General features: G+C 37.4%; 18 protein-coding genes. 12 read left to right on the forward strand and 6 right to left on the reverse strand.

Annotated features, from left to right (window positions below; translation table 11 throughout):
* Positions 1-703 precede the first annotated feature (703 nt).
* The 3 genes from CJP74_RS00135 (at position 704) to tsaD (ending at position 9,223) form a co-directional block, all read left to right on the forward strand.
* A complete protein-coding gene (locus CJP74_RS00135) occupies positions 704-1,591 on the forward strand; it encodes a glutathione S-transferase C-terminal domain-containing protein (protein WP_119496249.1) in 888 nt (295 codons plus the stop codon).
* A 958-nt stretch (positions 1,592-2,549) separates the two neighbouring features.
* Positions 2,550-7,997, forward strand: coding sequence for a two-partner secretion domain-containing protein (locus CJP74_RS00145; protein ID WP_119496251.1), 5,448 nt, complete (start codon positions 2,550-2,552; stop codon positions 7,995-7,997).
* Between the two features lie 89 nt (positions 7,998-8,086).
* Entirely contained in the window at positions 8,087-9,223 is a 1,137-nt protein-coding gene (gene tsaD / locus CJP74_RS00150) for a tRNA (adenosine(37)-N6)-threonylcarbamoyltransferase complex transferase subunit TsaD (protein ID WP_119496252.1), read from the forward strand.
* A gap of 101 nt (positions 9,224-9,324) precedes the next feature.
* Here the strand turns inward: tsaD and CJP74_RS00155 are convergent, their stop codons facing one another.
* The 3 genes from CJP74_RS00155 to CJP74_RS00165 all read right to left on the reverse strand — a co-directional run bounded on the left by CJP74_RS00155 (position 9,325) and on the right by CJP74_RS00165 (position 12,045).
* Positions 9,325-9,870, reverse strand: a complete 546-nt coding sequence (locus tag CJP74_RS00155) for a DUF805 domain-containing protein (protein ID WP_119496253.1) — start codon at positions 9,868-9,870, stop codon at positions 9,325-9,327.
* Positions 9,871-10,089: 219 nt separating this feature from the next.
* Positions 10,090-10,503, reverse strand: a complete 414-nt coding sequence (locus CJP74_RS00160; protein WP_119496254.1) for a DUF805 domain-containing protein — start codon at positions 10,501-10,503, stop codon at positions 10,090-10,092.
* A gap of 315 nt (positions 10,504-10,818) precedes the next feature.
* Positions 10,819-12,045 carry a cation diffusion facilitator family transporter gene (locus CJP74_RS00165; protein ID WP_119496255.1) on the reverse strand — a complete coding sequence of 409 codons (1,227 nt, stop codon included), beginning with the start codon at positions 12,043-12,045 and terminating at the stop codon, positions 10,819-10,821.
* A 273-nt stretch (positions 12,046-12,318) separates the two neighbouring features.
* Here CJP74_RS00165 and CJP74_RS00170 point away from each other — a divergent pair, with 273 nt between their 5' ends.
* The 4 genes from CJP74_RS00170 (at position 12,319) to CJP74_RS00185 (ending at position 16,305) form a co-directional block, all read left to right on the forward strand.
* Positions 12,319-12,846 carry a DUF805 domain-containing protein gene (locus CJP74_RS00170; RefSeq protein WP_119496256.1) on the forward strand — a complete coding sequence of 176 codons (528 nt, stop codon included), beginning with the start codon at positions 12,319-12,321 and terminating at the stop codon, positions 12,844-12,846.
* A 368-nt stretch (positions 12,847-13,214) separates the two neighbouring features.
* Positions 13,215-13,469: a hypothetical protein gene (locus tag CJP74_RS00175; protein ID WP_119496257.1), complete on the forward strand. Its 255-nt coding sequence runs from the start codon at positions 13,215-13,217 to the stop codon at positions 13,467-13,469.
* Between the two features lie 98 nt (positions 13,470-13,567).
* A complete protein-coding gene (gene hpt / locus CJP74_RS00180) occupies positions 13,568-14,125 on the forward strand; it encodes a hypoxanthine phosphoribosyltransferase (RefSeq protein WP_119496258.1) in 558 nt (185 codons plus the stop codon).
* Positions 14,126-14,388: 263 nt separating this feature from the next.
* Positions 14,389-16,305, forward strand: coding sequence for an ATP-binding cassette domain-containing protein (locus tag CJP74_RS00185; RefSeq protein WP_119496259.1), 1,917 nt, complete (start codon positions 14,389-14,391; stop codon positions 16,303-16,305).
* 681 nt (positions 16,306-16,986) lie between these two features.
* On the opposite strand, the gene CJP74_RS00190 is transcribed toward CJP74_RS00185, so the two are convergent.
* Positions 16,987-18,084 (reverse strand): alpha/beta hydrolase, encoded by a 1,098-nt coding sequence (locus CJP74_RS00190; RefSeq protein ID WP_427909959.1) that lies wholly within the window; start codon positions 18,082-18,084, stop codon positions 16,987-16,989.
* Positions 18,085-18,737: 653 nt separating this feature from the next.
* On the opposite strand from CJP74_RS00190, the gene CJP74_RS00195 reads away from it, so the two are divergent.
* The 5 genes from CJP74_RS00195 to CJP74_RS00215 all read left to right on the forward strand — a co-directional run bounded on the left by CJP74_RS00195 (position 18,738) and on the right by CJP74_RS00215 (position 23,185).
* Positions 18,738-19,706, forward strand: coding sequence for a carbohydrate kinase family protein (locus tag CJP74_RS00195; RefSeq protein ID WP_119496261.1), 969 nt, complete (start codon positions 18,738-18,740; stop codon positions 19,704-19,706).
* A gap of 558 nt (positions 19,707-20,264) precedes the next feature.
* Positions 20,265-20,495 (forward strand): hypothetical protein, encoded by a 231-nt coding sequence (locus CJP74_RS00200; RefSeq protein ID WP_119496262.1) that lies wholly within the window; start codon positions 20,265-20,267, stop codon positions 20,493-20,495.
* Between the two features lie 763 nt (positions 20,496-21,258).
* Positions 21,259-21,924, forward strand: coding sequence for a hypothetical protein (locus CJP74_RS00205; RefSeq protein WP_119496263.1), 666 nt, complete (start codon positions 21,259-21,261; stop codon positions 21,922-21,924).
* A 65-nt stretch (positions 21,925-21,989) separates the two neighbouring features.
* On the forward strand, positions 21,990-22,607 hold the full coding sequence (locus tag CJP74_RS00210) for a hypothetical protein (RefSeq protein WP_119496264.1): 618 nt from the start codon (positions 21,990-21,992) through the stop codon (positions 22,605-22,607).
* Positions 22,607-23,185, forward strand: coding sequence for a hypothetical protein (locus tag CJP74_RS00215; RefSeq protein WP_119496265.1), 579 nt, complete (start codon positions 22,607-22,609; stop codon positions 23,183-23,185). Before CJP74_RS00210 ends, CJP74_RS00215 begins: the two co-directional genes overlap by 1 nt.
* A 27-nt stretch (positions 23,186-23,212) precedes the next feature.
* Here CJP74_RS00215 and CJP74_RS08015 read toward each other — a convergent pair whose 3' ends face one another.
* Positions 23,213-25,447 carry a Dam family site-specific DNA-(adenine-N6)-methyltransferase gene (locus CJP74_RS08015; RefSeq protein WP_222986779.1) on the reverse strand — a complete coding sequence of 745 codons (2,235 nt, stop codon included), beginning with the start codon at positions 25,445-25,447 and terminating at the stop codon, positions 23,213-23,215.
* Between the two features lie 104 nt (positions 25,448-25,551).
* The gene (gene rho, locus CJP74_RS00230; RefSeq protein ID WP_345788745.1) at positions 25,552-26,913 is read right to left on the reverse strand and encodes a transcription termination factor Rho; all 1,362 of its coding nucleotides are present in this window, start codon (positions 26,911-26,913) and stop codon (positions 25,552-25,554) included.
* Positions 26,914-26,955 lie beyond the last annotated feature (42 nt).

The raw sequence follows: 26,955 nt of genomic DNA on the forward strand, positions 1-26,955 counted from the left end.
ACCACCTGAGCTATAGTCCCGGAAAAAATATATAACTTTATCTTTAGCGTTGGTTAAGTAACCTTTTGCTTGCTTGGTATAACCAATATTAAACTAAAAATAAAATCCCGTCAAGGGGCGTATATAGGCATTTAACTATATAAATAACTCTATGATTTTTCTTCAACTTATATAATCTTAGTCTAGCTTTTTATATAAGTTATATAAGATCGAGAGGTGGCTTTTTCCATCAAACTTTACCTGAAAAAAGACAAATAAAACAGAGAGAAATCAATCACTTATCTTGCTAGTTGCTTAAATTAGTTAGTTATACATATGTATAAGATAAATTGACCCCGTGATGCTTATATAAAAAGAGCTGGCATTTTTTTAATAAAGGTGGGCAAAATTTTTTTTAAATTTTTTTTCATTTGGGGGCAAGAATTTGTAATTTATTTTTTCTTTACCGCAGAATTTAGCATCTTGAGCTTAGTTTTAGGATTTTTTATCGATGTTTATTTATTTTTTTATTTACAGGTGGCTTTAGTTTTTTTTATGTAAGTAGCTGGCTTTATTTTTTTACCCCACCTTACTCCTTTATATTCTTTTTTCTTTTCTCGCGAGCCTGTCTCTAGTATTACTACTTGCTCTTGCTTCATCCCTTGCCAAGCCTTGACAACTTCGGTAGAATAGAAGAAAAAGCTTTTAAGTATAGGAAACAATTATGGGGCAATTAAACCAAGGTCAATGGAGTGCCGTTGACTCTCCATTAAAACAAGCTGATTCTTTTAAAACAGCTCCTCTGCCACAAGCTGGACGTTATCATTTATATATGTCTTATGCTTGTCCTTGGGCACATCGTGTCTTCTTAACACTCAGTTATCTGGGCTTACTTGATAAAGTAAGTGTCTCTAGTGTTGATCCGCATGTTCTCGATGACGGTTGGCCATTTAGTGAAGCCTATCCAGATCCACTGTATAATTTGCCTTATCTAAGAGATGTCTATCTTAAAGCCAAAGCTGATTACACAGGACGAGTAGATGTACCATGCTTTTGGGATAAGCAAGAACAAACTATTGCCAGCAATGATTCAGCCTTTTTGGCAGTTACCCTTGCTCAAGACTGGCTCGAACTAGCAAGCAATCCTGTTGAGCTTGTACCAGCTGCTCTTAAAGAACAAATTCTCGAACTTAACCAATGGCTAAATGCAAATATTACCAGTAAAGTATATGCTGTAGGTGTCTTTGCAGGTAACCAAGCCACTTATGATAAAAGAGTAGAAGAACTCTTTGCTAGTCTTGCTGAATTAGACCAACGTCTTAGTCAACAAAAATATCTATTTGGCGAAGAGATTACTGTAAGTGACTTTTTCCTTTTCCCTACTTTAATTCGTTTTGAGGCTGTTTACGCTGATCTCTTTAAATGTAACCTCAAACCTCTAAGTTCTTTTACCAATCTATATCGCTATATGCTTGATCTTTATTCTATTCCAAGCATTAAAGCAACCGTAGATATTGCCTATATAAAAGAACACTATTACTTTAGATTTAATAAAGTTAATCCAAGTCGAATAGTTCCTGCTGGTCCTTATTTACCTTGGTTAGAAAAATAAAAAATCGTCGTTTTTTAAGCCTTAGGCCGAGCCTAAGGCTTAGGCTGTTAACAAAGTCCTTCGAACATTTTAATAAGTTCGAAGGATTTTTTTCTATAGAACTTCTGGTTAGTTTTATAAATTTTAAGCATAGTATCCTTTCCCCAATCCATGCGAATTAGGGGAAGATTACATAAATAAAAATGTGTTATACTAAATGCGATATATTGGACAAACCCAACTAAATATCTCAATGATATTAAGTTGTTTTTGTATTGCCACTAGCCTGATTATTTAGGCTAGTTTTTTTATGCAAAAAATAACCTATACCATTATTTTTTCTTTTTTTTGGGGTTAATTTTTTATTTATTTCTCTTCAAATTTTTTTTATTTTTTCTTCACTTACCCTTTCTCTCTTTTGCTACAACATTTCTCATTTCTTTTCTATTTTTTTCATTTTTTCTCTTCCTCGTCAATTTATATATTTTTTCTTTACTTTTTACTCTTTTTTCTATTTTATTTCTCTTTTTTCTCTATTTTTTCCTTTATATTTCTCTTTTTTTCTTCTGATTTTCTCTGCAAATTTCTTATTTTTCTCTCTGACTCTTTTGCCCTTTGATTATTTAACTCTCTTGCCTCGATTTACCATTTTTTTCTTCCCGTTTTTTCTCCTTTAATTTTGTTACTTTACGACGATTTTTTGCTTTTTATCGCTTATTTCTTCGGTAAATTTTTCATTTTTAGCTACTTTACATAAAGACGGCTATTCATTTAATAAACAATTTTTTCAAAAAGATTCACAAAAACTCTTACAAAAGCAAAAAAATTGCTATACTTATATATTAAGAGGTAATTAATTCCCTCTTATTTAAGACTTTAAATTTCTCAAACCTAAAAGAATTGGTAATTTTTACTTTTGAGAAGTATCCACTAAAAATTATTCTTTTGGCAGAAGAATAAAATAAAATACTTAATAAATATGAATAAAATTTTTAAACTCAAATTTAACCGCCAGACTAAGCAAATGAATGCAGTTTCCGAAATTGCTACTAATGCTATTTCTGGGTCAGGTAACAATCTTAAACTCTCTACACGTCTAGCTAAATTAGCCAGCCTACTTCTTCCTCTAACTTTTTCATTTGGCCAAGCTCTGGCACAAACTCCATTTCAAGTTGTTGCAGGAAATGCGAATTTAGTTACTAATGGTTTGGTGACCACCATTACCAATAGTAAAAATGCCATTCTCGAATGGGATAAATTCAACATTAATAGCAATGAATTAGTAAGATTTATCCAAGAAAGTTCTGACTCTGCGGTTTTAAACCGTGTGTTAGGCGGAAGTGTATCGCAAATTCTTGGTACTTTAGAATCAAACGGTAAAGTATTTATCGTAAACCCTGCAGGTATTGTTTTTGGGGAAAACTCTGTAGTTAATGTGCAGTCTTTAGTGGCATCGACCCTTGATATTAGCAACGAAGACTTTATCAACGGCAACTATGTGTTTAACCAAGGCAAAGACCAAGCTCTGGCTCAAGTTCTGAACCAAGGGGTTATTAAAGTAAACGATGATGGCACTCTAGCTCTGGTAGGGGGTCAAGTAGTAAATACAGGCGTTCTTGAAGCAAAAAATGGTACTGTGTACTTACTGGCAGGTCAGTCAATTACCATTCAAGATTTAGATAACCCATTAATCTCTTATAAAGTAACGGCAGACAATAAAGCGGTTAACCTTGGGGAAATTGTTAGTAAAAAAGCAAGACTAGCAGCTAACCATGTGGCACATGGTTATACTACAGCAAAACCTTTTGCTGATCTTGTAGCAGGAGCTGACTCAGCTAAAACTGCTACTATTAGTGCCCAAGGACATGTTACTCTCGATGGTGGGGATACAAGCCTTGTAAATGGTGCTATTGTTGCAGGACAAATTGATGTTCTAGCAAATGGTGTAGTAGCTGTAGAAAGTAATGCTCACCTTAAAGCTAACCAACTGGTACGTATCGGTGGTGATGCTCTCGGTAAAGGCGAAGTTAAACTCGCAAGTAAAACTCTAGTGCAAGCAGGAGCTGTAGTTGACACTTCAGCAACTGGTGATGCTGGAGATATAGTTGTATGGGGAAATCAAGCTGCAGTAGCAGGTAAATTCCTTGCTACTTCAGAAACTGGTCAAGGTGGTCTGGTTGAAACCTCAGGGAAAGTAATTCGTCTGGATGGGGTAGATGTAGATACACGCAGTACTCTTGGTACCCAAGGGACTTGGTTAATTGACCCGCATGAGCTACAAGTTCTTAATAGCACTGCTTACGACAAAATCAAGGAAGAAAATTCGATTTTTGCCGAGTTTTATGACTTTGGGGATAGTGAAGACCTTAAATCTGGTTCATACACTGTTGCCCAAGACGAGTCAAAACTCTTCTCTTACTTAAAAGACGATGATCTCACTGCTCAACTTAAACAAACCAATGTAGTTCTGCAGATTAACCCTGAAGCTGGTGTAGACTCAACCATTAAGTTTGATAATGCTAACGTTGAAGGGAATCATCTCTATGGTTTAACTTTACATGCTAATAATTTAGAGTTACAAGATACTAATATTTACGATTTAGCTTACTTTAACTTCACTAGTACAACTGGCGTACAAAGTAAAAATGCTAGATTTACCTCTTCAACTTTACTTGAAGTAAAAGAACTTAAAGTAGATGTAAACGCAAATATTACAAGTAGAAATTCAACTTTTATTGTTGATAAAGTAGCACTAGTAGCAGCTAACCTCACTGCAAATGGCTCTCTATTTACCTTAAGTAGAGATACAGGTACTACTTCTACCCTAACGGTAAGCCAAGCTCTTATCCTCAATCAAACCACAGTAGATACAGGTGGCAGTCTTGTAACTAACGGTAAAGGGGCAGTAACTCTAACGCGTAACTCAAGAGTAGAGGCTCGTAGCCTTAAACTAGAGTCTGATGCTACAGTTAACTTACAAAACTCTATTCTTAATGCAACTGAAGGTAACCTTGAGCTTAAAGCTAACCAAGTGAGCTTAAACCAAGCTACCTTAAAAGCAGCAAATGGTAAGCTTGATCTACAAGCAACAACTGCTTTAACAAGTACTTGTTCAACTCTAACAGCAGGACAAGCTGCGAGCTTAACTAGTACAGGTACTTTAACTCTTAATCAAGATACAATTGAAACCCCTGAGACTTTAACTATTACAGGGCAAGATAAAGTAACTCTAACTAATCCTGATTTAACAGTAGAAAAAGATATTTCTGTTAAATCTAGCCAAGGTAGTGTAACTGTAGAAAACCTAGAGTTAAACCCAGAAGCTGATCTAAACCTTGAAGCTAAAACTGACTTAAATGTTCGTGGATCTACGCTTCTAAGCATGAGCGATGATATTAATCTAACGGCAGCTAACCTAAAACTCGAAGGTTCGCATCTCACTCTATTTGCTGGAGCGTTAAATGTTTCAGCTACAGGTACAGCGACGTTAAAAGATAATACTATTACTCTTCTAGAAAACAATTTAAATCTAACTGGTACTAGCCAAGCAGAGTTAAGTAACAACTCTTTAAGTGCTAAAAACATAAATCTAGAAGCTGACAGCTTAACTAGTAAAAAAGACAGCTTTACGGCAACGGATTTAAATGTAACGACAAAACAAGCATTTACGAGTCAAGATTCAAGTTATGCGATTAGAAACAATGCTAGTTTAACTTCTGAATTTAAGTTAACTATTAGCAATACTGACTCGACTAAAGCTGTAAATGCTACTAATGCTTTAAGCGTTAAAGGTTATAACGTTGACCTTACTAATGCGAACCTAACTGCTAATAACGGTCTTCTTAAAGTAGAAGGTACAGGTAGCATTAACCTTACCAAGGTTAATTTAAATGCCACAGCTGATGAGCTCCAAGTAGTAGGAGGAAAACTCACTGCTACTGACAGTGTTCTAAAAGCTAAAGATGATTTAACTTTAGCAACGAAAACTGCGATCCTAAATAACACTACCCTTGAATCACAAGCGAACCTAAATCTACGTGGTGACAGTGCTACGGCAGAGCAAGGAACAAGCTTTACAGGGGAAAATGTATATCTTGATACAAAAACTACTAAATTAGATGACGCAGATATTAGTGCAACAGGTGAAGTAGCCTTCACTAATAAAGAAGCTGGGGCAAGCCTAACTCTTGAAGATACGGAAATTACCGCAACTGACGGTTTAAGATTTGCCTTAGATCAAGGTGAAGTAACCCTTGAAAAAGCACATCTTACAGTTTATCAAGGTGATCTTGATGTCAAAGCAAAAGACCTTAAAGTAGGTAGTACTACCGTAACTGCTTTTGCTGGTAACATCAACCTAGATACTGATACGGCTAATTTAAATGCTTTAACTACGTACACTAAAGAACTCGAAATTAATGCTAGTGAGCAATTAACGGTAGCAGGTTCTCAACTCAATGCTGAAAACGCACAAATTAGCACGGAAAACCTTAACCTGCAAGGCTCTACTATTTATTCTGATCTTGCACCTTTAGCGATAAATGCGACTACAGCAACACTAAATAATGCAAATCTCAGAAGTTATGGTAGTGCCGTTAACCTAAAATCTGACAGCTTAACTGCTGATCAGTTAAGTGTTACAGGTAGAGCTCTTAACCTTGATAAGGTTAACTCTGACAATACTCAAGCTCAACTAAGCCTTAGTCACACTAGTCTCGTTACCCAAGGGGAAACTAATATCAATCATGGTACAGTAAACCTTGAAGATATTAGTATCACTAGTAGAGATCTTGCGGTTAAAGCAACTGACCTCACAACCTCTGGTAGCACTAATGTCTTTGCTCAAAATAGCGGAACAACTAGTATTGAGACTACAGGTGACCTCAAGTTAGCTAATACCTTTACTACTACTAAAGATCTCAGCTTAAATGCAGGTAATGACCTGACTTTAGAAAATAACGTGCTCAATGCTCCACAAATTGAACTGGTAGCTACAAACGAAGTTAAAAGTGAAGGTTCAATCTTTGACGGAGATGGTTCAAGTAAACTAAGCATTAAAGCAGCAACTACTACTATTGCCTCTGGTGAAATTGATAACTTTGAGAATCTAGAAGTAGATGCAAAAGAAGTTAATCTAACTGGAAATAAACTACAACTTGATGCTATAACTATTACTGGTACTGAAACTACTCCAAATCTTTCAGGTAATGAAGGTGAAGTGAAAAACACTCCAACCATCAATGGTGAGAGAATTAGTGACGAAGAGTTAGCAAAATCTAACCCTACACTAGTTAACAAAGATGAAAATCCACCTGAAGAAACTAAACCAGTAGAGCCAGAACCAGAGCCGGAACCAGCTCCAGCTCCTGCGGAACCAGTTGAGCCTGCACCAGCAGATCCAACTACCCCAGGTACGGAACCTGCAACAGATCCTAAAGATCCTGGTACTGGTGAGACTACAAATCCTTCTACTCCAGCGGATCCAGGTACAACACCAACAGATCCAAGCACAACTGAGCCTGTAGATCAACCTACAGAACCAGGTGAGCAAGCAAAAGATCCAAGTGAAACTCAACCTACTGATCCTGTTGCAGAACCTAAAGAGCCAGTTGTAGATCCTGATCCAGCTCCTGTTGAGCCTGATCCAGTTGAAGAACCTGCTCCAGCTCCAGTAGATCCTAAAGATCCAGGTACTACAACTCCAACAGAACCAGGTACAAGTGAACCTGTAGAGCCTGCTCCTGTAGATCAACCTACAGAACCAGTTGAGCAACCTAAAGAACCAGGTGAAACTCAACCTACAGTTCCAGTTGAAGATCCTAAAGATCCAAGTGAAACTAAACCTGCTGAGCCTGTAGAACCTGAACCTACTACTCCAGTAGAACCAGCTCCAACTGAGCCAGTAGTACCTGCTCCAACTGATCCTGTAGATCAACCTACTGATCCAGTTGAGCAACCAACAGATCCTGTTGAGCCAGTAGTTCCAACTCCTGTTCAGCCTGTTGAGCCTGCTCCAACTCCAGTTCAACCTGTAGAGCCAGCTCCGACTCCAGTTCAGCCTGCTCCAGTAGAACCAGGTGAAGGTCAACCAGGTTTAGATTTACCACCATTACCGGCAAACTTTGAAGCACCAGATGCTTTCCGTGAGCCAAATCGTTACTGGTTTGTGCAAAGTAATGCAGATATACGTAACCTCAACCGTGGTTATGCTAACTTCTCACCAAATGCTCAAGACTTACCAGTAGCTCCATTAACCTTACCTACGCAAACAATTACTATTACAGGTAATTTAACTGCAACTCAGGTAATTGATCAAGTTTCTCGAGAACTTAATTTAGATCCTCGTACCCAAACGATCCAATCTTTATTAAGTAACCCTGATTTAACCTCAGAACAACGTCAATTACTTGAACAAGTAGGTCAATAAACTAAAAGCCCTTAAAGCGCATGCTTTAAGGGCTTTCCTCTGTTATAATAAACAACACAAAAGTAATAGAGACAGAACAGATTATTTTTATGCAAACTACTTATCCAAACCTCGAGCAAGTAAATATCCTTGCTATCGAGTCTTCCTGTGATGAAACAGGAGTAGCTATTTATAACGGGGCTAAAGGTCTAGTAGCCAATCAACTCTTTTCTCAAGTTGATTTACACGCTCTTTATGGTGGGGTAGTACCTGAACTCGCTTCCCGTGACCATGTTAAACGTGTGCAGCCTTTAGTAGACGCAGCCCTAGCCCAAGCAGGCATAGGTTTAGAAGACCTTAGTGCAGTAGCCTATACTTCGGGTCCTGGACTAATTGGAGCTTTATTAGTTGGTTCTACTTACGCTAAAACTCTTGCTCTGGGCTTAAATATTCCTGCTCTGGCGATTAACCACCTTGAAGGTCACTTACTTGCACCTTTTCTTGAAGAAGAAAAACCAGAGTTTCCTTTACTGGGCGTGTTAATCTCTGGCGGACACAGTCAATTTGTTTATGCTCGTAGTTACCATGACTATCAAGTTCTAGGACAATCTGTTGATGATGCTGTAGGTGAGGCTTTTGATAAGACGGCTAAACTTCTTGGCTTACCTTACCCAGGCGGACGTTTACTTTCTGAGCTAGCACAAAAAGGTAATCCAGACTTTAGTTTTGCAGCTCCGATGATTAATCGTCCAGGTGTAGACCTGAGCTTTTCAGGCTTAAAAACGGCAGCTCTCAATAAAATTCTTGAACTCCAAGCTCAACGTCCTGATGGGCAACTTAGCGAGCAAGATAAAGCTGACGTAGCTCGTGCCTTTGAGAATACGGTAGTACGTACCTTTTTAATTAAAATCAAACGCTGTGTAGAACAAATCCACAAAGAACATGGCTTTTGGATTAAGAATATTCTCATGGTAGGTGGAGTATCAGCAAATCGTACTCTTCGTGCTGAGCTTTCCCAAGAGTTTAACCGCAAAGGCGTAAAACTCTTTTATGCTCGTCCAAGTTTTTGCGTTGACAATGGAGCTATGATTGCTATAGCTGGCTTTGCTAAATACATCCGTAGCTTTGGGGTGCAACAAGAAACAAAACCTACTTATGCTCAAGGAGAAAAATTTAACCTTGGCGATATTAGATCACGTTGGTCGTTAGAAGAATTAAAAGACGAACCTTCGGCAACTAATGCCTAATGCAAGTTAGTAACAGCTTAATGCACAGGCAAAAGTATAATTTGCACAAAGCAAAACTTAAACATAAAAATGAACCTCTAGTCCCAACTAGAGGTTCATTTTTAATGATCATGTTTACGCGTGTCACCGTGGAAACTATAAGTGTTTCGTTGACCGTAAGCATGCTTAAACCATTCTTCATCTTCTTTGATGTAGTAAGAATAGGCAGGTTTTGTTTTATAAGGGTTATTTTCTCGTTTTGATGGTCTGAAGCAGAGGTAGAAAAGTAAAAATAGCCCAATTAGAGGCAATACAAAAGAGAATATATACCATCCGCTTAGCCCAGAATCATGTAAACGTCTAACCATTAGGGCAGCATTACTGAAAAGATAAGCTAGCCAAATTACAGCAAAGACTAGATTAAATAAACTCATAGCTACCGCACTTGCCTGCTCTTGTCCTAATGAGGTAAAAGGCAGTAAAAAGTACGAAAGAAGATAAGTCGAGACAAACCAAATCACGGTTAATCCCCAAGAAATGAGTATTTTTAAGTTATATTCACGACGACGTTCATAACCATTAAAGTCAAGCGCTTGGCGATACACATCTTTAAATAACGTACCAATGGTCGGTTGTTCTTCTTCCGTTGGTGTTTGTTTAAAGTCCATAGTTGTTATGTTCCTATTGTGTTGGAGTCTACTTTTTGTTTTAAGACAAATAGATTTAACAAAAATCACACAAACAAGAGAGAAATTCGGTAAAACCTTGCAGGTTAGGCTCGCAGTATTCGAGAGCTTTATAAGCCTCGAAACTAGTCATTTAAAAAGCAAAAATTATTTGTAGAATTATTTATATTATACCCTAAGATCGCCCGTTCCTTGTGTTTTTTAGCGAGATTGCTCTTGCGGGAATAAAGGTACTGTGCGATATTTATTATCTTGGTCTTTACTTGGAAAACACATGCAAGCTATAACAAAAAGTAAATGAGCTGCTGGAATAAAGAAAAGTAGTACCCAGAGAGGATGTTGCCCAGCATCTCTTAAACGACGAGCTAAAGCACTTATTACCCCAATTACAAGGTATACATTAATAAAAACAAAAGCTACAAGGCACGATTGTTGAAAGCCAGGAAAAAGTCTAGCTAGAACCCCAAGAGTAATTCCCACTCCTAGTGTAACTAGAATATAAAAAAGCAAATATAAGTTTAACTCTCTACGCTTTTGGTAGGCATAAAAGTTTAGTGGATTTCTCCAGTTGACAGCAATTATTTCCTGCCATGTAGGTTGCGTTGTTTGTGACATAAAAATGAATTATCTAAATGTAGCGTTAATTAAAGTCTTTTGCTCTTATTATAAAATAAAGAGCAAGAGAAAGGAAATAACTCTAGAGAACAATTATGATATTTTCGGGTAAATGAGAAAAAATTTAGGTTATTTTGAGGAAATTAGTTGGGCTTTTTTTAAAGCGAGCAAGACAAAAATTGCAAAAGAGCTAGTCTAGAACTCTAGACTAGCTCTTAGTTTTTGCTATTTTTTTGTGAAATAGCCAAGAGTTATCTTTGCTAAAAATAAGGCTGAGAGCTTTACATGCAAGAAATAGCTCTTTATGGCAAAGCTTTACTCTTTTGCTTGGGTATTAGCGGGGTGGGCTTGCTGTTCTTTAGTTGCAGCATGTTCACCCTCGGAGACATTCTCACCCTCGTGAGCGTCCTCGTGAGAATGTTTGTGCTCCTGTGCATGCTCGTCCTCCTGTGCATGCTCGTGCTCGTGAGCATGTTCATGCTCGTGAGCATGTTCGTGCTCGTGAGCATGTTCGTGCTCGTGTGCATGTTCGTGCTCGTGTGCGTGTTCGTGCTCGTGTGCATGTTCGTGCTCGTGCTCATGCTCCTGCCCATAATGATCATCATGAGCATGTTCATGTTCCGTACCACAGTTACATTCCTCACACCCTAGAGATTCACCTTGGTTGGTGATTTGCCCTTCCACTTGAATAGTTGCATGATAAATACCATAGCCTTGTAGGCTTTGGTTAATGCGAGCTATTAGTTCTTGGGCTTGAGCCACGGTGAGATTTGGGTTTACTACCACATGACAAGTACAAAGATGAATGCCACTACTTAGCGACCAAAGGTGTAAATGATGAACTGAGTTAACTCCCTCTACGCTTTTAATAGCCTCTTCCACTTTAGCTGGTTTTAGCTGTTTGTCTACACCCTCTAGGAGGATATTGCCAGCTTCGCCACAAATTTTCCAGCCACTAGAAAAAACTAAACTTGCTACTATTATACTTGCTACGGGGTCTGCCCAGTACCATGAAAAAGCTAACATCAGTAAAGCAGCTACTATAGCCCCTAGCGAACCAAGTAAGTCGCCTATTACATGTAAATAAGCTCCTCGCATATTGAGGTTGGCATGGGTATCGCCATGGAGTAGCATATAGGTTGCCACTGCCAGATTTACAATTAAACCAATTACGGCAATAATTAGCATTCCCACACTAGCTATTTCTGGTGGCTTAATAAAACGGTCAATTGCCTCAATAAAAATAAAAACGGCAATTACTATCAGAGCTATACCATTGAGCAGGGCAGTAAGCGTTTCAAGGCGTTTATAGCCATAGGTGCGCGTTATGTCCGAAGGGCGTTCGGCAAATTTAAATGCTAGTAAGGCTGCCCCTAAGGCAAAGGCATCACTAAACATATGCCCAGCATCAGAAAGTAAAGCCAGAGACCCTGTGAGCCATCCCCCTATAGCCTCCACGAACATATAAGAGGCAATTATCACAAAAGAGACAAGTAGGACTTTTTTATTTTGCGTATGATGATGGTGATGATGATCTGACATAATCCTAATCCTTATAACTTAGCCTTTTTGCTAAAAGAGTGATTTTTATACCCCCTTTTCTATTATTATACGCAAATAAAATTCTCCTTTCTTTTTTTCTGCACCTTTAGTTACCCTTGAATAGTGTGGGGGATTTAAACTAACTTTTTCCTAAAGATCATTAACTTATTTACCTGACAATAGCGAGCCTTTGTCACAAAAGACTTGCTAATAGTGCTATAATAGATAGCATCATTAAAGTTTTATCATGTTCTCTACAATAAGGGGGGAGAGATGGAAGAAGCTGGTTTCCTTAAAGTTATAGGTTTGAGTTACAAGAACCTCTTTAATTTTTACGGCCATCAATCTCGTCGTACTTTTGTGTACTTTATTGTTGGTTGTTTTATTCAAGTAATCTTTGCTTCGGCTTTAGCAGTTTTTGTTTTTCATATTAAACGCTTTGTAAGTAATCCTACTCTTGCTATCTTACTTACATTACTCTTTGGGGTAATTCTCCTTGCCTTTTCTTTTGCGATAATTCTTGCTACCTTTAGTTCATATGTAAGACGCTTACATGATATGGGCTACTCGGGTGCTTTTTTCCCAATAGTTGTAGCTATTACCGCACTCTTTGTTATTCTTGGCCATAATTCGGTAGTCCTTGTAACTCTTGGCTTTACGATTAGTGGCTTATTTACCCTAATACTCATTCTTGCTCAAGGGCAAGAAGAGGATAATAAATATCGTACTAAAGACCCATTTTTAGTTCGTCCTGCTTTTGTTGAAGAAATCTTCAAAATTGAAGAGGAAGAGGAAAATTAAAATCTATCCCTTAACTTGAGTTGAGGGAGTTTTTTTTGCCCTAAAAAAGCCAATTAGCAGGTATCTAAAAAAAAGGACACCCCCCTAGTACCTTCTTACCCTAAAAAAGGCAATTACTGAAGGATTTTATTATCCTAAAAAATGCCAATTATCAAAGAATTTTTCTTGCCCTAAAAAAGACAATTCCCTTAAATCCCTCTATTTTGTGTAGCAGTTAGCAAAATTTTATCCCCTAAATATCAATTACTTAAACTAATCAAACTATTTTTCCAGTATCTCCTTTGCTATAAAAGCATCTTAATTTGTTTATAATAAAATTATTATGGTTTAGGTTTTTTTGTAATTTAATAACAGACGAGAAAAATATAATGAGCGAAAGTAAGTTTAGTAAAGATTTTGCGGCTTTTAATTTTGATGCACTAACTCTCGAGGTTGAACCAGAGGATCGCCAAGCTTTTGAGCAGTTTCTCCGACAAAGAGAAGAACAGTTCCAGAATCTAATTAAAAAAAATCCAATCTTCTATGATGCCACTCCTCAGGATCCTCTCTATAAAAAGACACGGAAAAAATATTTGGGTACCTTTCTAAATATTGACGAACTCTTACGGCAAAAATTTAAATAGACACCTATACTTTCCCCTATTTTTTTACCAAAATTATTTTCATTTGCTATATAATATTAGGTAATAATCGCGCTAATCAATCGATCTGGACTTTTATAATGAAACTAAAACAATTTACTCCTGAAAATTTCCATGTATGGTTTAACCACGAAGAAATTAAAAAACGTAATGCCGAACTAGGGGAAGAAATTTCTCGTTTTTATAACGAAAACTACCCAGGTGAAGAAGTATTATGTGTAGGTCTATTACGTGGTGCAGTATACTTTTTAGTTGATTTAACTCGTGAAATGACAATTCCATTAACAATTGATTTCATGACTGTTTCATCATACGGTGACGGTACTGAGTCAACTTTAAATGTAAAAATCTTAAAAGATTTAGATACTGACATTTCAGGTAAACACGTGTTAATTATTGAAGATATTATCGATACAGGTCATACTTTAAATAAAGTACGTAAATTATTACTTGACCGTAATCCAAAATCTTTACATATTGTTACATGTGCGGATAAACCAGCTCGCCGTTTAGTTGACGTTCCTGTTGATTGGGTTGGCTTTGAAGTAGAAAACCGTTTCACTGTAGGTTACGGTTTTGAGATTGCACAAAAATATCGTAATGTAACTGCTATTGGTTACATCGAAGATAGTAAATAATTTTTTAGTTTAATAATTATTTTCTTTTTTAAATTTGTATTGTATAATACAAACATCGTTATCAAAATCGTCGTAAACTTTCGTTAAATAAATATGGTCATTTTGATTTTTCGTAAGTTTATTATGCTTTTTTTTCCTAATCCTCTAAACTCACCTAGTTTAGAGGATTTTTTTTGTTTTGCCCATCTTCTAAACTCTGAGTTTGGAAGATCTTTTTTTTTGCTATAATATTTAACAAAAAAACCTTAGCAAGTAAAATTTTTATGTCTTTAATAAGATTAACTGATGCTAATTTATCTTTTGGGAATCATGTTATTCTCGACCAGATAAATCTTAGTATCGAAGCACATGAACGTGTATGTATTGTGGGGCGCAATGGCTCGGGCAAGTCGACGCTCCTTAAAGTAATTCTTGGTAGTGAAGACCTAGACTCAGGCAGTCGCATTTTAGAAAACCAAGTGCAAATTGCCTACTTACGCCAAGATCCGCCAGAGCGTTTAGATATTACTACCCTAGAATATGTAAGCCAAGGGGCACAAAGAGCCTATCAAGTGCTGAGCCTACACCAGCAGGCTCTCGAAGACTTTAGTCATACCTCAAGCCCTGAACTAGCAGCTACTATTTCTCGTCTTGAAGAAGAAATCACTGCCCATGACTACTGGTCTATCGGACAACGCATTACTGCTACTTTAGAGCAACTGGGCATACCTGCCGATCGTAAACTACAAGAATTTTCTGGCGGTTGGTTACGTCGCATAGAACTTGCCAAAGCCTTTGTGAGCAACCCAAATGTCCTCTTGCTTGATGAGCCAACTAACCATCTAGATATTAGTTCAATTCAGTGGTTAGAAACTACTTTACAAAGTTTTCCAGGGGCAATAGTCTTTATTTCCCATGACCGTGCCTTTGTTGATCATATGGCAACACGTATTGTCGAACTTGACCGTGGGCACATCTATGACCACCCTGGGAGCTTTAACTCTTACCTCGAAGGACGCAACAAACGCCTCGAAGATGAGAAAAAACAAGTAGCTCTCTTTGAGAAAAACCTTGCCGAAGAAGAAAAATGGATTCGTAAAGGCATCGAAGCGCGCCGTACTCGTAATGAAGGACGCGTTAGAGCCCTAAAAGCTATGCGTGTTGAAGCACAAAACATGCGTAAGCTCAGTGACTTTGGTAGTATCAATGTGCAAGCTACGCGTTCGGGCAAACTGGTATTTGAGATAGAGAACCTCGGCTTAGAACTAGGCGGACGCACTATTTTCTCTGGCTTTACCAATCGCGTTTCTGCCAAAAGTCGCATTGCCATAGTCGGAGACAATGGTTGCGGTAAGAGTTCGCTTATTAAGGTAATGCTGCATGAACTCCCAGCGAGTCAAGGTTCAGTGCATATAGGCACTAACCTACAAGTAGCCTACTTTGATCAACTCCGTGCTGAACTAGATCTAGAAAAAACCGCTATAGATAATGTGTTTGATGGGAAAGTGGAAGCTAATGTGCATGGACATATGCGTCATGCCATAGGTTATTTAGCTGACTTTATGTTCACAGCTGATAAGGCTCGCTCTAAGGTAGCTAGCCTCTCGGGGGGAGAAAGAAACCGTCTCCTTTTAGCAAAAATTCTTGCTAAACCTTCCAACCTGCTCGTACTCGATGAGCCAACCAATGACCTAGATATAGAAACTCTAGAACTGCTCGAAGATCTAGTAAGTGAATATCAAGGTACTATTCTTATAGTTTCGCATGACCGTCAGTTTATTGACAATGTTGCGGTGGAAACTTGGTTTATGCAAGACGGTAAGATCTATCCGTATGTTGGTGGCTATAGCGACAATATTGCTCTGCATGAGCAACTCTTAGCCCCACAAGAGCCAGTTAAAACTCAGGCTCCTGAAGTTGCTCCAACACCTGCACCACAAAGAGTACAAAACCGTAGCGAACGTTTATCTTACAAAGAAAAACAAGACTTACGTAATATCCCGATCCAACTCGAGGAAACTGAAAGCAAAATTGCTGAGCTTACCGCAAAAATTGAAAGTCTAAGTATGGATCCAAATGGCTATCTTGAACTTGATAAAGTAACGCAAGAGCTCACAGCCCAAGAACAACTTGCAGAACAACTGCAAGAACGTTGGTTAGAACTCGAAGAAAAACGGGAAAGAACTGGAGAAGTTATTTAGTTAGGATCATTAGTTTATAGTTTTTAGCTTTTTTGCTAATAAACAATTTAATCTAAACAACTAAATTCTTTTCTTCCCAAACGTAAAAAACCTAGAAAGCAGTGCTTCCTAGGTTTTTTTTCGTCTTGGCAGAAAAAAAGTGAAGTCAAATTAAGAAATAAATTAGACTCCACCGCGGGCATTTAAATAATAAAAAAACATAAATATTTATTAAACTTTTATGTTGAGAGGCGTATGAGGCAGAAGTTGGCGCTTCTGTTAAATCCTCATGCAATAAAATAGGTTATTTTTTTATTGTTACTTAATATTATATACCTCTTAAAAAGATTATTTATTAAAGATTAAGAAAAATTTAATAAAAAATTTACTTTTTTAAGGTTAGCTTACAGTAGATGGTTAATTTTTCTTAATAATCAATCTCTTACAATAGCAAAATAAAAACAAAATAAACTAAAACTTAGCTTTGAGCAAGAAAAAGCTTTTAATAGGCAACTAAATTAAAGGGTTATTATACTTTTTTAGGCACTCAAGCAAGGCTAAAAATAGTTTAAAAGCTTATTTTTTGCCTTAAAAAACAAAAAAAATAAATAGCAAAAAAATAAATCGCAAAAAAATGAGCTTAGAGAATTTCTCTAAGCCCACTCAACTTGTTTAATAAAATTATGAATTTTTTGTGTTTAGTTATTTAACTAAGTTAGTTTGATAGAACTCAACTAATTTAGCAAATGGGATTTTGTTTACATTGTCGTAAAGATCAACGTGGTTAGCTCCAGGAACAATTAGAAGTTCTTTATTTTTAGCACCTACTTCTTTGAAAGCATCTTCAGAGAAGTAACGTGAGAAAGCAACTTCACCCGCAACAATTAAAGTTGGAGCTGTAATTTCATAAGTTTTACTTAAAGTTGGGAAGTTAATAAAGCTATTAGCATTAGTTAAAGCCCAACCTGCATTAGAGTTAATTGAACGCTCGTGGAATCCACGCTCAGTAGCATAGTAGCTTGCATACTCTAATAATACAGGATCATTATTCATATCGCCTTTAAATGCGTTTGGCATGTAAGCTGGTGTACGGTTTGTAAAGTCTTGGTAACGTTGTGTAGCTATACCTTCTTTCATTTGTTGACGTACTTCAGTACCGTATAAGTCTCCACCTGAACCCATACCATAACCAATAGCACGGCTCATGTCGTACATTACTGTAGTAGCTACTGCTTTAACACGTGTATCAGCTGAAGCTGCACTTAAAGCAAAGCCACCCCAACCACAAATACCTAGGATACCAATTTGCTCACGATTTACAAAAGCTTGGCTACCTAAAAAGTCTACAGCAGCATAAAAGTCTTCAGTGTTTACATCTGGAGAAGAGATATTGCGTGGGAAACCGCCTGACTCACCTGTATATGAAGGATCAAAAGCAATAGTCACAAAACCGCTAGCTGCTAAAGTTTGAGCATATAAACCTGAAGATTGTTCTTTAATTGCTCCAAATGGACCTGATACAGCAATTGCAGGATATTGACGACTAGGATCTAAATCTTTTGGATAATATAAATCAGCTACAATTGAAATACCGTAGCGATTTTTGAAAGTAACTTTTTGGTGAGCTACATTAGCATTTTCAGCAAAGGTTTTGTCCCAATTTGAAACTAAAGATACAGGAGCTAAAGCTTCTGCGCCCACAGCTACATTAGAGTTAGTTACAATGCTTAAATCCGCAAAAGCTGTTGAACTTAAAGCACCAGCAATTAAAGTAGCAAGAATTCGTTTTTTTAACATAATGTTTTTTCCTTAAAAGATGATAAGTTGTTTTTCTTCTGTTGTTTTTGTTTTGAGTTTAGGTAAAAAATATATCTAGGAAGTTAACTTAAATTAGATCAAGCTAACTTGAATAAAGTAAGAATAATATTTAACTTTTTTATCTTGCTTTATCTGTGATCTATTATAGTAAATTTATATTAGTTGATAAACTACGAAAATCGTAAAAGTATGTTGAGTTGAACTCAACAATACCGCAAGACCTTGCGAGATTGGGGTTATCTTCTATCTTCTCTTTTTTTCTCTTGTTCTTTACTTTTTCTTGCTTACTTTTTTGCTAACGCTTTTTTGTTTACTTTTTTTGCTAACTATTTCTTGCTTACTTTTTTTCTTTCTTATCTTTTCCTTCTTAGCTTTTTTCTCACCCTATATCCATTCTAAAAAAGTCCAAGACAAAAGTACTAACTCTACCTAGGAACTAAAAGTACTTATTCTCTGTTCATTTTTCTTATATCTAAATGCAGTAGTTTAAAAATAAAAACTTTAGAAACCTCGGTCTGATTCCTGTATAATTAACACGACTAGACACACATCTAAAAATTTTTTATTCAGGCGTTAGTCGGTAGGGGAATAGCTATTAAGACCGACTATGCTAAATAATCGGAGAAACTAAGACAATGGCTATTGTACATATTGGTCTATCTTGTTATGATCAATTTTTCTTTATTGATCAAACACCAGCCGAAAACGTAAAAACCTTCTCTACGCAATTCCTAGAGTCAGGTGGTGGCCCAGCTGGTAATGCAGCTTATGTAACAGGAAAATGGAAAACTCCTACTTACATTCTTACTACCTTAAAAGATGACATCTACGGACGTAAGATTAATCAAGAACACAATGAAGTTGGAGTTAATACAGATTACGTGATTATGAACGATAATCAAGTATCTCCACTTTCAGCAGTATGGGTAAGTGCTGAAACAGCTGCTCGTACTATTGTGACCCACAAAAACAACGGTAGCAAAGTATTAACTGCAGAAGACTACGCTTTATTAAACGAGCTTGCAGATAAACTAAATGCTCAACCTGAAACTCACATTATCCTTCTTGATGGTCACGAACTTGAAATCAGTAAATACTTTATTCCACGTGTACACAATAAAATCGTTATCATTGATGCCGATGCTGTACGTGAACCAGTATTAGATTTATTACACCTTGTTGACTATTGTGTAGCTTCAGAAGAGTTTGCCCAAAAACTTATTAACGAAAACGATCTTCACCCAGGCAACTTTGCTCGTGCTTTAGAAGCTATGGAAAAACTTTGTGCTCCAGGTAATAAACCAGTAATCACTTTAGGTGAACGTGGTGGTATTTACCTTGACGATGGTTTACTCCATGCATATCCAGCTTATGATGTACGTGCTGTTGATACTACAGGTGCTGGGGATATTTTCCACGGAGCATTCTGCTACGGTATTGCTCAAGGTTGGGAACTATCTAAAATCGTACGCGTTGCTGCTTTAACTTCAGCAATTAAAATTCAAGAACAAGGTGTGCGTAATGCTATCCCTGATATTGATTTTGTGCTTAACGCTTACGAAAAGAAAACTATCCCTGTAAAAGCTTTAGATACAATTAACTAATTTACTTAAGGACCAGCAACTGCTGGTCCTTTAGCTTTACTAGACAAATAGACAAGATTAACTTGAGACAAGATTGGTCTTTTCTTTTTTCTCTTATTCTTCCTTTGGCATTCCCTGCTAAATAAACTTCTTTATCTTTGCCTTTTACCTTCTCTTTACCTCTTCTTTTTTTGCTTTATTCTTTCTTTGCCTTTTTATGATTTTTTCTTTGCCTTTTCTTTTTTTCCTTTTATTTTTTTCTTGCTTAATTATTTTTTTGCATTTTTCTCGAGTTTTTCAGGAGTTTTCTTTTTTCTACACGCTTTTATTTGCAGAACTCAAGTAAAATAATTAACTTAATTGCCTTTACCCTTACAACAAAAAAAAGACTAATTCTCATAGTAAATAGTCAGGGAATAAAATTAGTTCCAACCTTCGCCTCGCCCCAAATTCCGTTATCTAACTTTTACAAGAAAATTATTTCGCACAAAACTCCTTCCAAAGCAAAATATTTATGCTATCTTAAATAGTATATAGCTTTAATCAATCAAACATCACTATAACAATTGGGAATAATTTATGTGCACCTTACAACAAAAAGCTGCCTTACTAGATTTTGCCTTGCTTACCGAAAGCATGGTAAAAAAGCGTCTCCGCTTGCCTTCAAATCGTGATCAAAGATACCTCGCTCGCTTGAGTGTGTATATTTCTCGTACTCCTTGTGAGCAGTTAGATTACCCGAATCTTGTTCAACAAATTCAAGAAATCAAATTGAAATATCATCACTTACCAGAGACAAGTGATATCTAAGCTTCTCCTTTTGTAGAAAACACGCAATGAAACTCTCTCTTAAACTCTATTAGGTCGTAGCATTATGAAATTAAGAAATATTTTCCTAGCTCTTCTGCTAGCAACTCCTCTAGTAGCTTGTGGTGGCGAGGATAACAAATAGGGTGAAACAGCTTCAACAAGTCAATCAGCTCCATATAATCTAGATCCAAACAAGATTACCGAAGTTGATGATGCTGTTGTCGCAAAATTCAATCAGCTTACTAAAGACTTTCTTAAAAATGAACCTGAGAAAAAGCTTGAAAATGATTTTGCTAAGCTCAATGACAGACTTGCAACTTATCAAAAACTGAACCAAGGAACTAAAGCTGTTTTCCAAAATGGCAACTATGTTCTTCCACAACGCTACTCAAACTTTGAGTTCTACGCTAACTTTTGTCAATCTAAAGATGCAAAAGCTCTAGCTGTTCTTAATGGACCAGATCCAGATATAATCTCTTACTGCTTCTTAACTTCGGCAATTATTGAAACAACCAACCGAGGTTTAACGCGTGAGCAAATTTTAAGTTACAATGCTTATACGCAAAAAGATAGCATGAGTGAAAAAGAATGGAATGCAATTGTGAATAACCAAGATGGTTTCACATATGTAGATCCTACAGCAGGAAAATAAAAACAAATTTGCACTTTTTTACCCTCAACTGTAAAGTTGAGGGTTTTGCTTGCTCAATTCATAGTATACTATTAGAGAAAAACACTCTCCCAATAATCATAAGGATTAGATATGAATTTTAGCAAATACCTCCTCGTTGTGGGGACAGCTACACTTCTTGCTGCTTGTGGCGAGCAACAACAAACTGTTGCTACTAATAATTTAGACCCAAACAAGGTAACTTCTTTAGATGAAAAAACTTTACGCAAATTTGGGCAAATGACTAGCTCCATTGTTGATGATGGTGGTGCTTTAGATTATCTTGGCAATAACCTAGAAAAACTCAACCTTGAAGATATTGATCAAGAAAACCCTGATCCAGAAGCTGTAGTTAATCTGCTCGTAGACTACTATAAAGTACTTAATGGCGATGTTCCTGCGGTATTTGTGCAAGGAAACTACCAGCTTCCAGAACGCTTTTCTGAATTAGAGTTCTACACTAATGTTTGTCTTTTCCCGCAAGATGACAAAGAGTTTGAGGTACTAGAAAAAGCCAATGAAAACGCCATGGGCGTGTGCTTTATGGCTGTATCTATGGTAACTCCTTTTACCGCTGGCTTATCACGCGAAGAAATTTATAGTCTCAATGCACTCTCGCAAAAAGACTATATGACCGCTGCTCAATGGCAAGCAATAGTTGAGAACAAAGCAGGCTTTACTTATATTGCCCCAAATCAAGACTATCTGCTTAAACTGGGCTTAATTGACAGTGGTCTACCTCCTCAAGGTGAAGAATAAATACATTAAATAAATACTTATTCTCTGAGGCTATGCCTCACCTAATAAAGTAAAAAATAGTAACAATGGCAAAGAAAACTCTCATTTTTCCTATAATTATTACCTCAGCCCTGATGTTAGGAGCTTGTGATCAAGCTCCTAAAACCCTCTCGCTTGCTGAGGTCGAAGAATTTAGCCAAATTTATGACAACCAAAGTCTAAGTTGGAATGCAGGTTATTTAATTCTCTCGGTAACAGGACTAGATTACACTACTCCTGCTAAGCCTCTAGCAAGTCCTCATGCAATCTTAGATCGCTATGTTAAAGGCTTTTACATTGCCCTTAACTCTAACTCTACCCCTGAATTTAAAGACGGAAAATTTATTGCTCCTCACTTTGCCGAGTTTGCTCAAGCGGCAAAAACTTGCCAAGTGGCATTAAAATACCCTGAGCAAATGAATAAGCTCACGCAAATTTCTGACAATGTTGAAAAATTTTGTCGCAATACTACTTTCTACTATAAATTAATGGTAGAGAGTTTTAGTGCCGATCAAGTAGCTTCACTAAATGCTTGGTCATTAAAACGTTATATTCCTACGGACAAATGGGTCGAGCTCGTTGATGGTAAGTATGGCTTTACCTATGCTTTACCAACCACGGCGGACTTAACTAAGAGTAATCTTTCTCCTTACGTGACTAAATAATGCAAAAGAAATTTCTTCTCTTGGCTCTGGTGGCTATGCTTAGTGCCTGTTCTACATCACCACCCCTTACGCCAAATGAAGTAGCTAACCTAGAGGCAAGAGCACAAAAGTACAATCATAGTTGGTATGCCTTGATCTCTTTTTCCCAACTCGATTTTGCGAAAAAGCCCGCTCCTCTAGCCAGTGCTCAAGACTTGATCGATAAATATGTCAAAGGCTTTTACATAGCTCTCAATAGCAACTCTCAAGCCCAAGTGCAAGAAGGAAAACTCTTGGCACCTCACTTTGAGGAGTTTGTCTTGACCCAACAAAGTTGTAGTCGAGCTTTAGAGAGTAAGCAAGTTCTTGCTCCCGCACTGCAAATGTTTTGTCAAAAAACTGTTTTTTACTATCAACTGATGGTTGAAAGCTTTAGTCCTGAGCAAGTAGCCTCGCTTAATCTTTGGGCATTACGGAGAAGCTCGCCTCAAGTTTGGCAACTGGGGCAAAAGAATCAACTGGGCTTTAACTATGCTTTACCTCAAGCTAGCGAATTAAAAAGTACTAGATTTGCTCCCTATATTTTAGAGCACGAATAAAAAACCTCGGCAAACGCCGAGGTTTTTCTAGTAATTGGTAATAAGCACTTCTATAGTTTGGTGCTTGCCCGCTTGGGACTGATAATTGGAATTATTATAGTGGTGCTCTAAATAGTGAATCTTGTACTTTTGTGCCCACTGTTGCAAATGAGTATTTTCTTTGCCCTTGTGCGCTAGCACATTAGAAAGAGCAAATTTTACCCCACGAGCATTAAGCTCATCTAGAGCTTCTAGTAAAGCAAGTTCGTTGTCGAGTGTCCAACCTTGTCCTTCATTATAACTAGCCGTAGAAATAAGATAAGGCGGATCAAGATAAACAAAATCCTGAGGATTATCAATTTGCTCTAATAAAGCTATGCCGTCTTGGCACTTAATATGCAATTGCTTGTTATCTAAAGCTTGCTTAAAGAGCTTAAACTTTTTCTCCATTTGCACATTAAAATCACGCTTGCCAGGAGGCATATTAAACAGTCCTTTGGCATTAAAGCGAATTTGGTTATTAAAGGCATAGACAAGAAGCACATAAAACACTAGCTCAGGATCTGTTTTAAACTTGCCCTGATTATAATCAGCTCGCAATTGTAAATAGGCTTGTTGGTTAACTTCTTTTAAACCAGCTGAAGAGTTAGCTTGATAAAAGTCATAGCCTTTTTCTTTTGTATTGGAAAGCTCGTAAGTAGCTATAAGCTCTTCAATTTGCTTGAGCATAGTCTCAAGATCATGCTCTTGCATATAAGCAAAAAGCTTCATTACCTCTTGCTCGCGATCACAAATAATAGTTTGCTCGGCATCCACATTAACAGCTACATTAGCTCCACCCGCAAAAACATCATAGAAGTGACGGATTTGTTTAGGGAAGAGAGGAAGAATTTGTTTTAGGAGTTTATACTTGCCTCCCGAGTAGTTAATTGGTGAAGCTATATACTCAGGGGTATTTGCTTTAGTTGCTCTTGTAGCTTTAGTTGGCTCTGAGGCATTAGTTGCTCCAGAGGTTTTCTCTGGTTCTGGATTTTTAGATTCCTCAGAATCTTTAGTTAGCTCTGGCTCTTTAAATACCTCAGAGGCTTTCGCTAGTTCAGGCTCTTTAGTTATCTCTGAATCTTGAGATGCCTCAGATGCTTTAGCAGGTTCTTCTGCTTTAGCTACTTCTGCAGCTTTAGCAACTGCAACTAACTCCTCTTGGGCTGTTACTTTTGTATCTGTTGTCAGATCTAAAGAGCTAGCCTCAACTCCAGTTCTTTCTTCTTTTGCCTCTACAGTGCAAAGATATAAAAGTTCTTGGTGATCGTCAATCTGCGATTTACCTGTGGTAAAAGCTTTAAAAGCTTGAGAAAAAACTTCTACCTTGCCTCGCGTAGCTAAAGTAGCAATTATCTCTTCTGCCGAGATTTTAGCATTAGAACGCCCATCTCCTTTTTGTGCCATATTGCTATAAGAAACGAGAATATACTTGGCAACTATATGCTTGATTAACTCCGCAAAAGCTTTTGGAGCAGCTTTAGTTGAGTATTTTGATTTGGTTGCTTGTCGGTCAACCATTTTTCGGGCAACTCCCTCAACTTGAGGTTTTTGCCAAGTAATAATATTTTCTAGTAAATGGTAGGCATCACCATATTGACGCGAGTTATAGGGAGTATCTATATAAACTAAATCTGCTTGGATCTTTTGCACTAAACTATTGGCATCTTCACAATAGATTTGGGCTTGAGATTGCTCTAAAAGCTCGGGCATCTTTAATTGCAGAGCTTGCCAAGAATCCATTTTCTTGCGATAGGCATCATAATGCCCTACCGTATTAGCAACTCTATCCATGGCATAGAGTAAGGAAGTTAATAAAATTGCCTTCTCGCGGGCATTTACCTCTAGGGTTTCTATCTGTTCACGAATAGCTCCAATTTTACGGGCATTAGCTAAAGAAAAATACTTGTCACCAAAGTTTTGAGAGACATAGTTTTCTTGCTCGGCAGGTAAGGCATTGAGCTCGGCAATGAGCTTTTCTAGTTTGGCTTGTTCTACTTCTTGCTCCCCAAACCAAGCTTGATAAATCATGTGGTTAGCTTGCAAAATATCATTGACAATAATCTGTTTGCCTTGCTTGGCAAAGTAGTTAGCTACCACGCCCGTACCCGCAAAGATATCAGCCAAGCTCTGTACATTTTGGGTGTGTTGGTTGATTACTTGGGCAATAAAAGGCAAGAGCTTTTGTTTGGAGCCTAGATATCGACGTTGTTCGAGCTTAAACTTTTCTTTCTCAATTTGCATTCTTGTTCCTCAAGGTGTGGTTAATTATTTAGACTCTACTATTATACTTTTTTTAGAGGTATTTTGCTCAAAGCAAAGACCCCCGCCAAGGCGGAGGTCTAAGGTTATTTTCCAACAGCTTTTTGAGCTTCTTTAAACAGTTCAGGTTCTACGTATTTTTTCTTTAAAAGTTCAAGCATTTGTTCGTTAGTGCTTGTTTCTTCAATAGCTGTACGCAGAATTTGTAAACGTTCAATATCATTCGGGATGTCAGAAAGAATTTTACGCATTTCCCATTGTACATTTACATCATCTTGAGGCACCATGAGGTTTTCCTTACGAGTTGATGATGGAAGTACATCGATAGCAGGGAAAATACGACGTTCAGCAATACGGCGACTGAGGTGTAACTCCATGTTACCTGTACCTTTGAACTCTTCGTAAATTACATCATCCATTTTTGACCCCGTATCAACTAAAGCGGTAGCAATAATTGTTAAAGAGCCACCTTCTTCAATGTTACGAGCTGCCCCGAAAAAGCGTTTTGGACGGTGTAGAGCTGTAGCATCTATACCACCAGAAAGCACTTTACCTGAAGCTGGAGTTACAGTGTTGTAAGCACGAGCTAAACGCGTAATTGAATCTAAGAGAATTACTACGTCTTTACGGTGCTCAACTAAACGTTTTGCTCTTTCGATTACCATTTCTGCCACTTGTACGTGACGTGCTGCTGGCTCATCAAAAGTTGAAGCTACTACTTCGCCCTTAACCGTACGAATCATTTCTGTTACCTCTTCTGGACGTTCGTCAATCAGAAGAACAATAATTTTTGTATCAGGAGAGTTTTGGGCAATAGAAATAGCAATAGATTTTAACAGCTCGGTTTTACCTGCTTTTGGTGGAGCAACAATTAGACCACGTTGACCGCGTCCAATTGGGGCTAAAAAGTCAATTAAACGTGGGGTAATGTTTTCGCTTTCTTCTTTAACTACTTTGCGCTCTAAGACAAATCTTTCATTAGCATAAAGCGGCGTTAAGTTTTCAAAGAGAATTTTGTTTTTTGCTTTTTCTGCTTCTTCACCGTTGATTTCATCAACGCGTAATAAAGCAAAATAACGTTCACCTTCTTTAGGTGGACGAATCAAACCATTTACCGTGTCCCCTGTACGTAAGTTAAAACGGCGAATTTGGTTTGGAGATACATATATATCATCTGGTCCTGCCAGATAAGAAAAATCGGCACTTCTTAAGAAACCAAAACCATCTGCATGTAATTCAAGAACTCCCGAACCTTTAACCTCAACACCTTGATCAGCTTGGTGTTTTAAGATTTTAAACACTACTTCTTGGCGGGCTGAGCGGTCAAGTTCAGAAGTATCCATGCCTAACGCCTCAGCAATATCATATAATTGCTTTACGGTTAGTTGTTTCATTGCTTCAAGGCTTGGGTTTTTTTTAAGTGTTGCTACTGAAGGTTTTCTTGGCATAGAGGGCTGGATTATTATTCTGAAGGGTTGATTAAGGAGACA

It is taken from the genome of Psittacicella melopsittaci (assembly GCF_003585925.1).
Lineage (GTDB): Bacteria > Pseudomonadota > Gammaproteobacteria > Enterobacterales > Psittacicellaceae > Psittacicella > Psittacicella melopsittaci.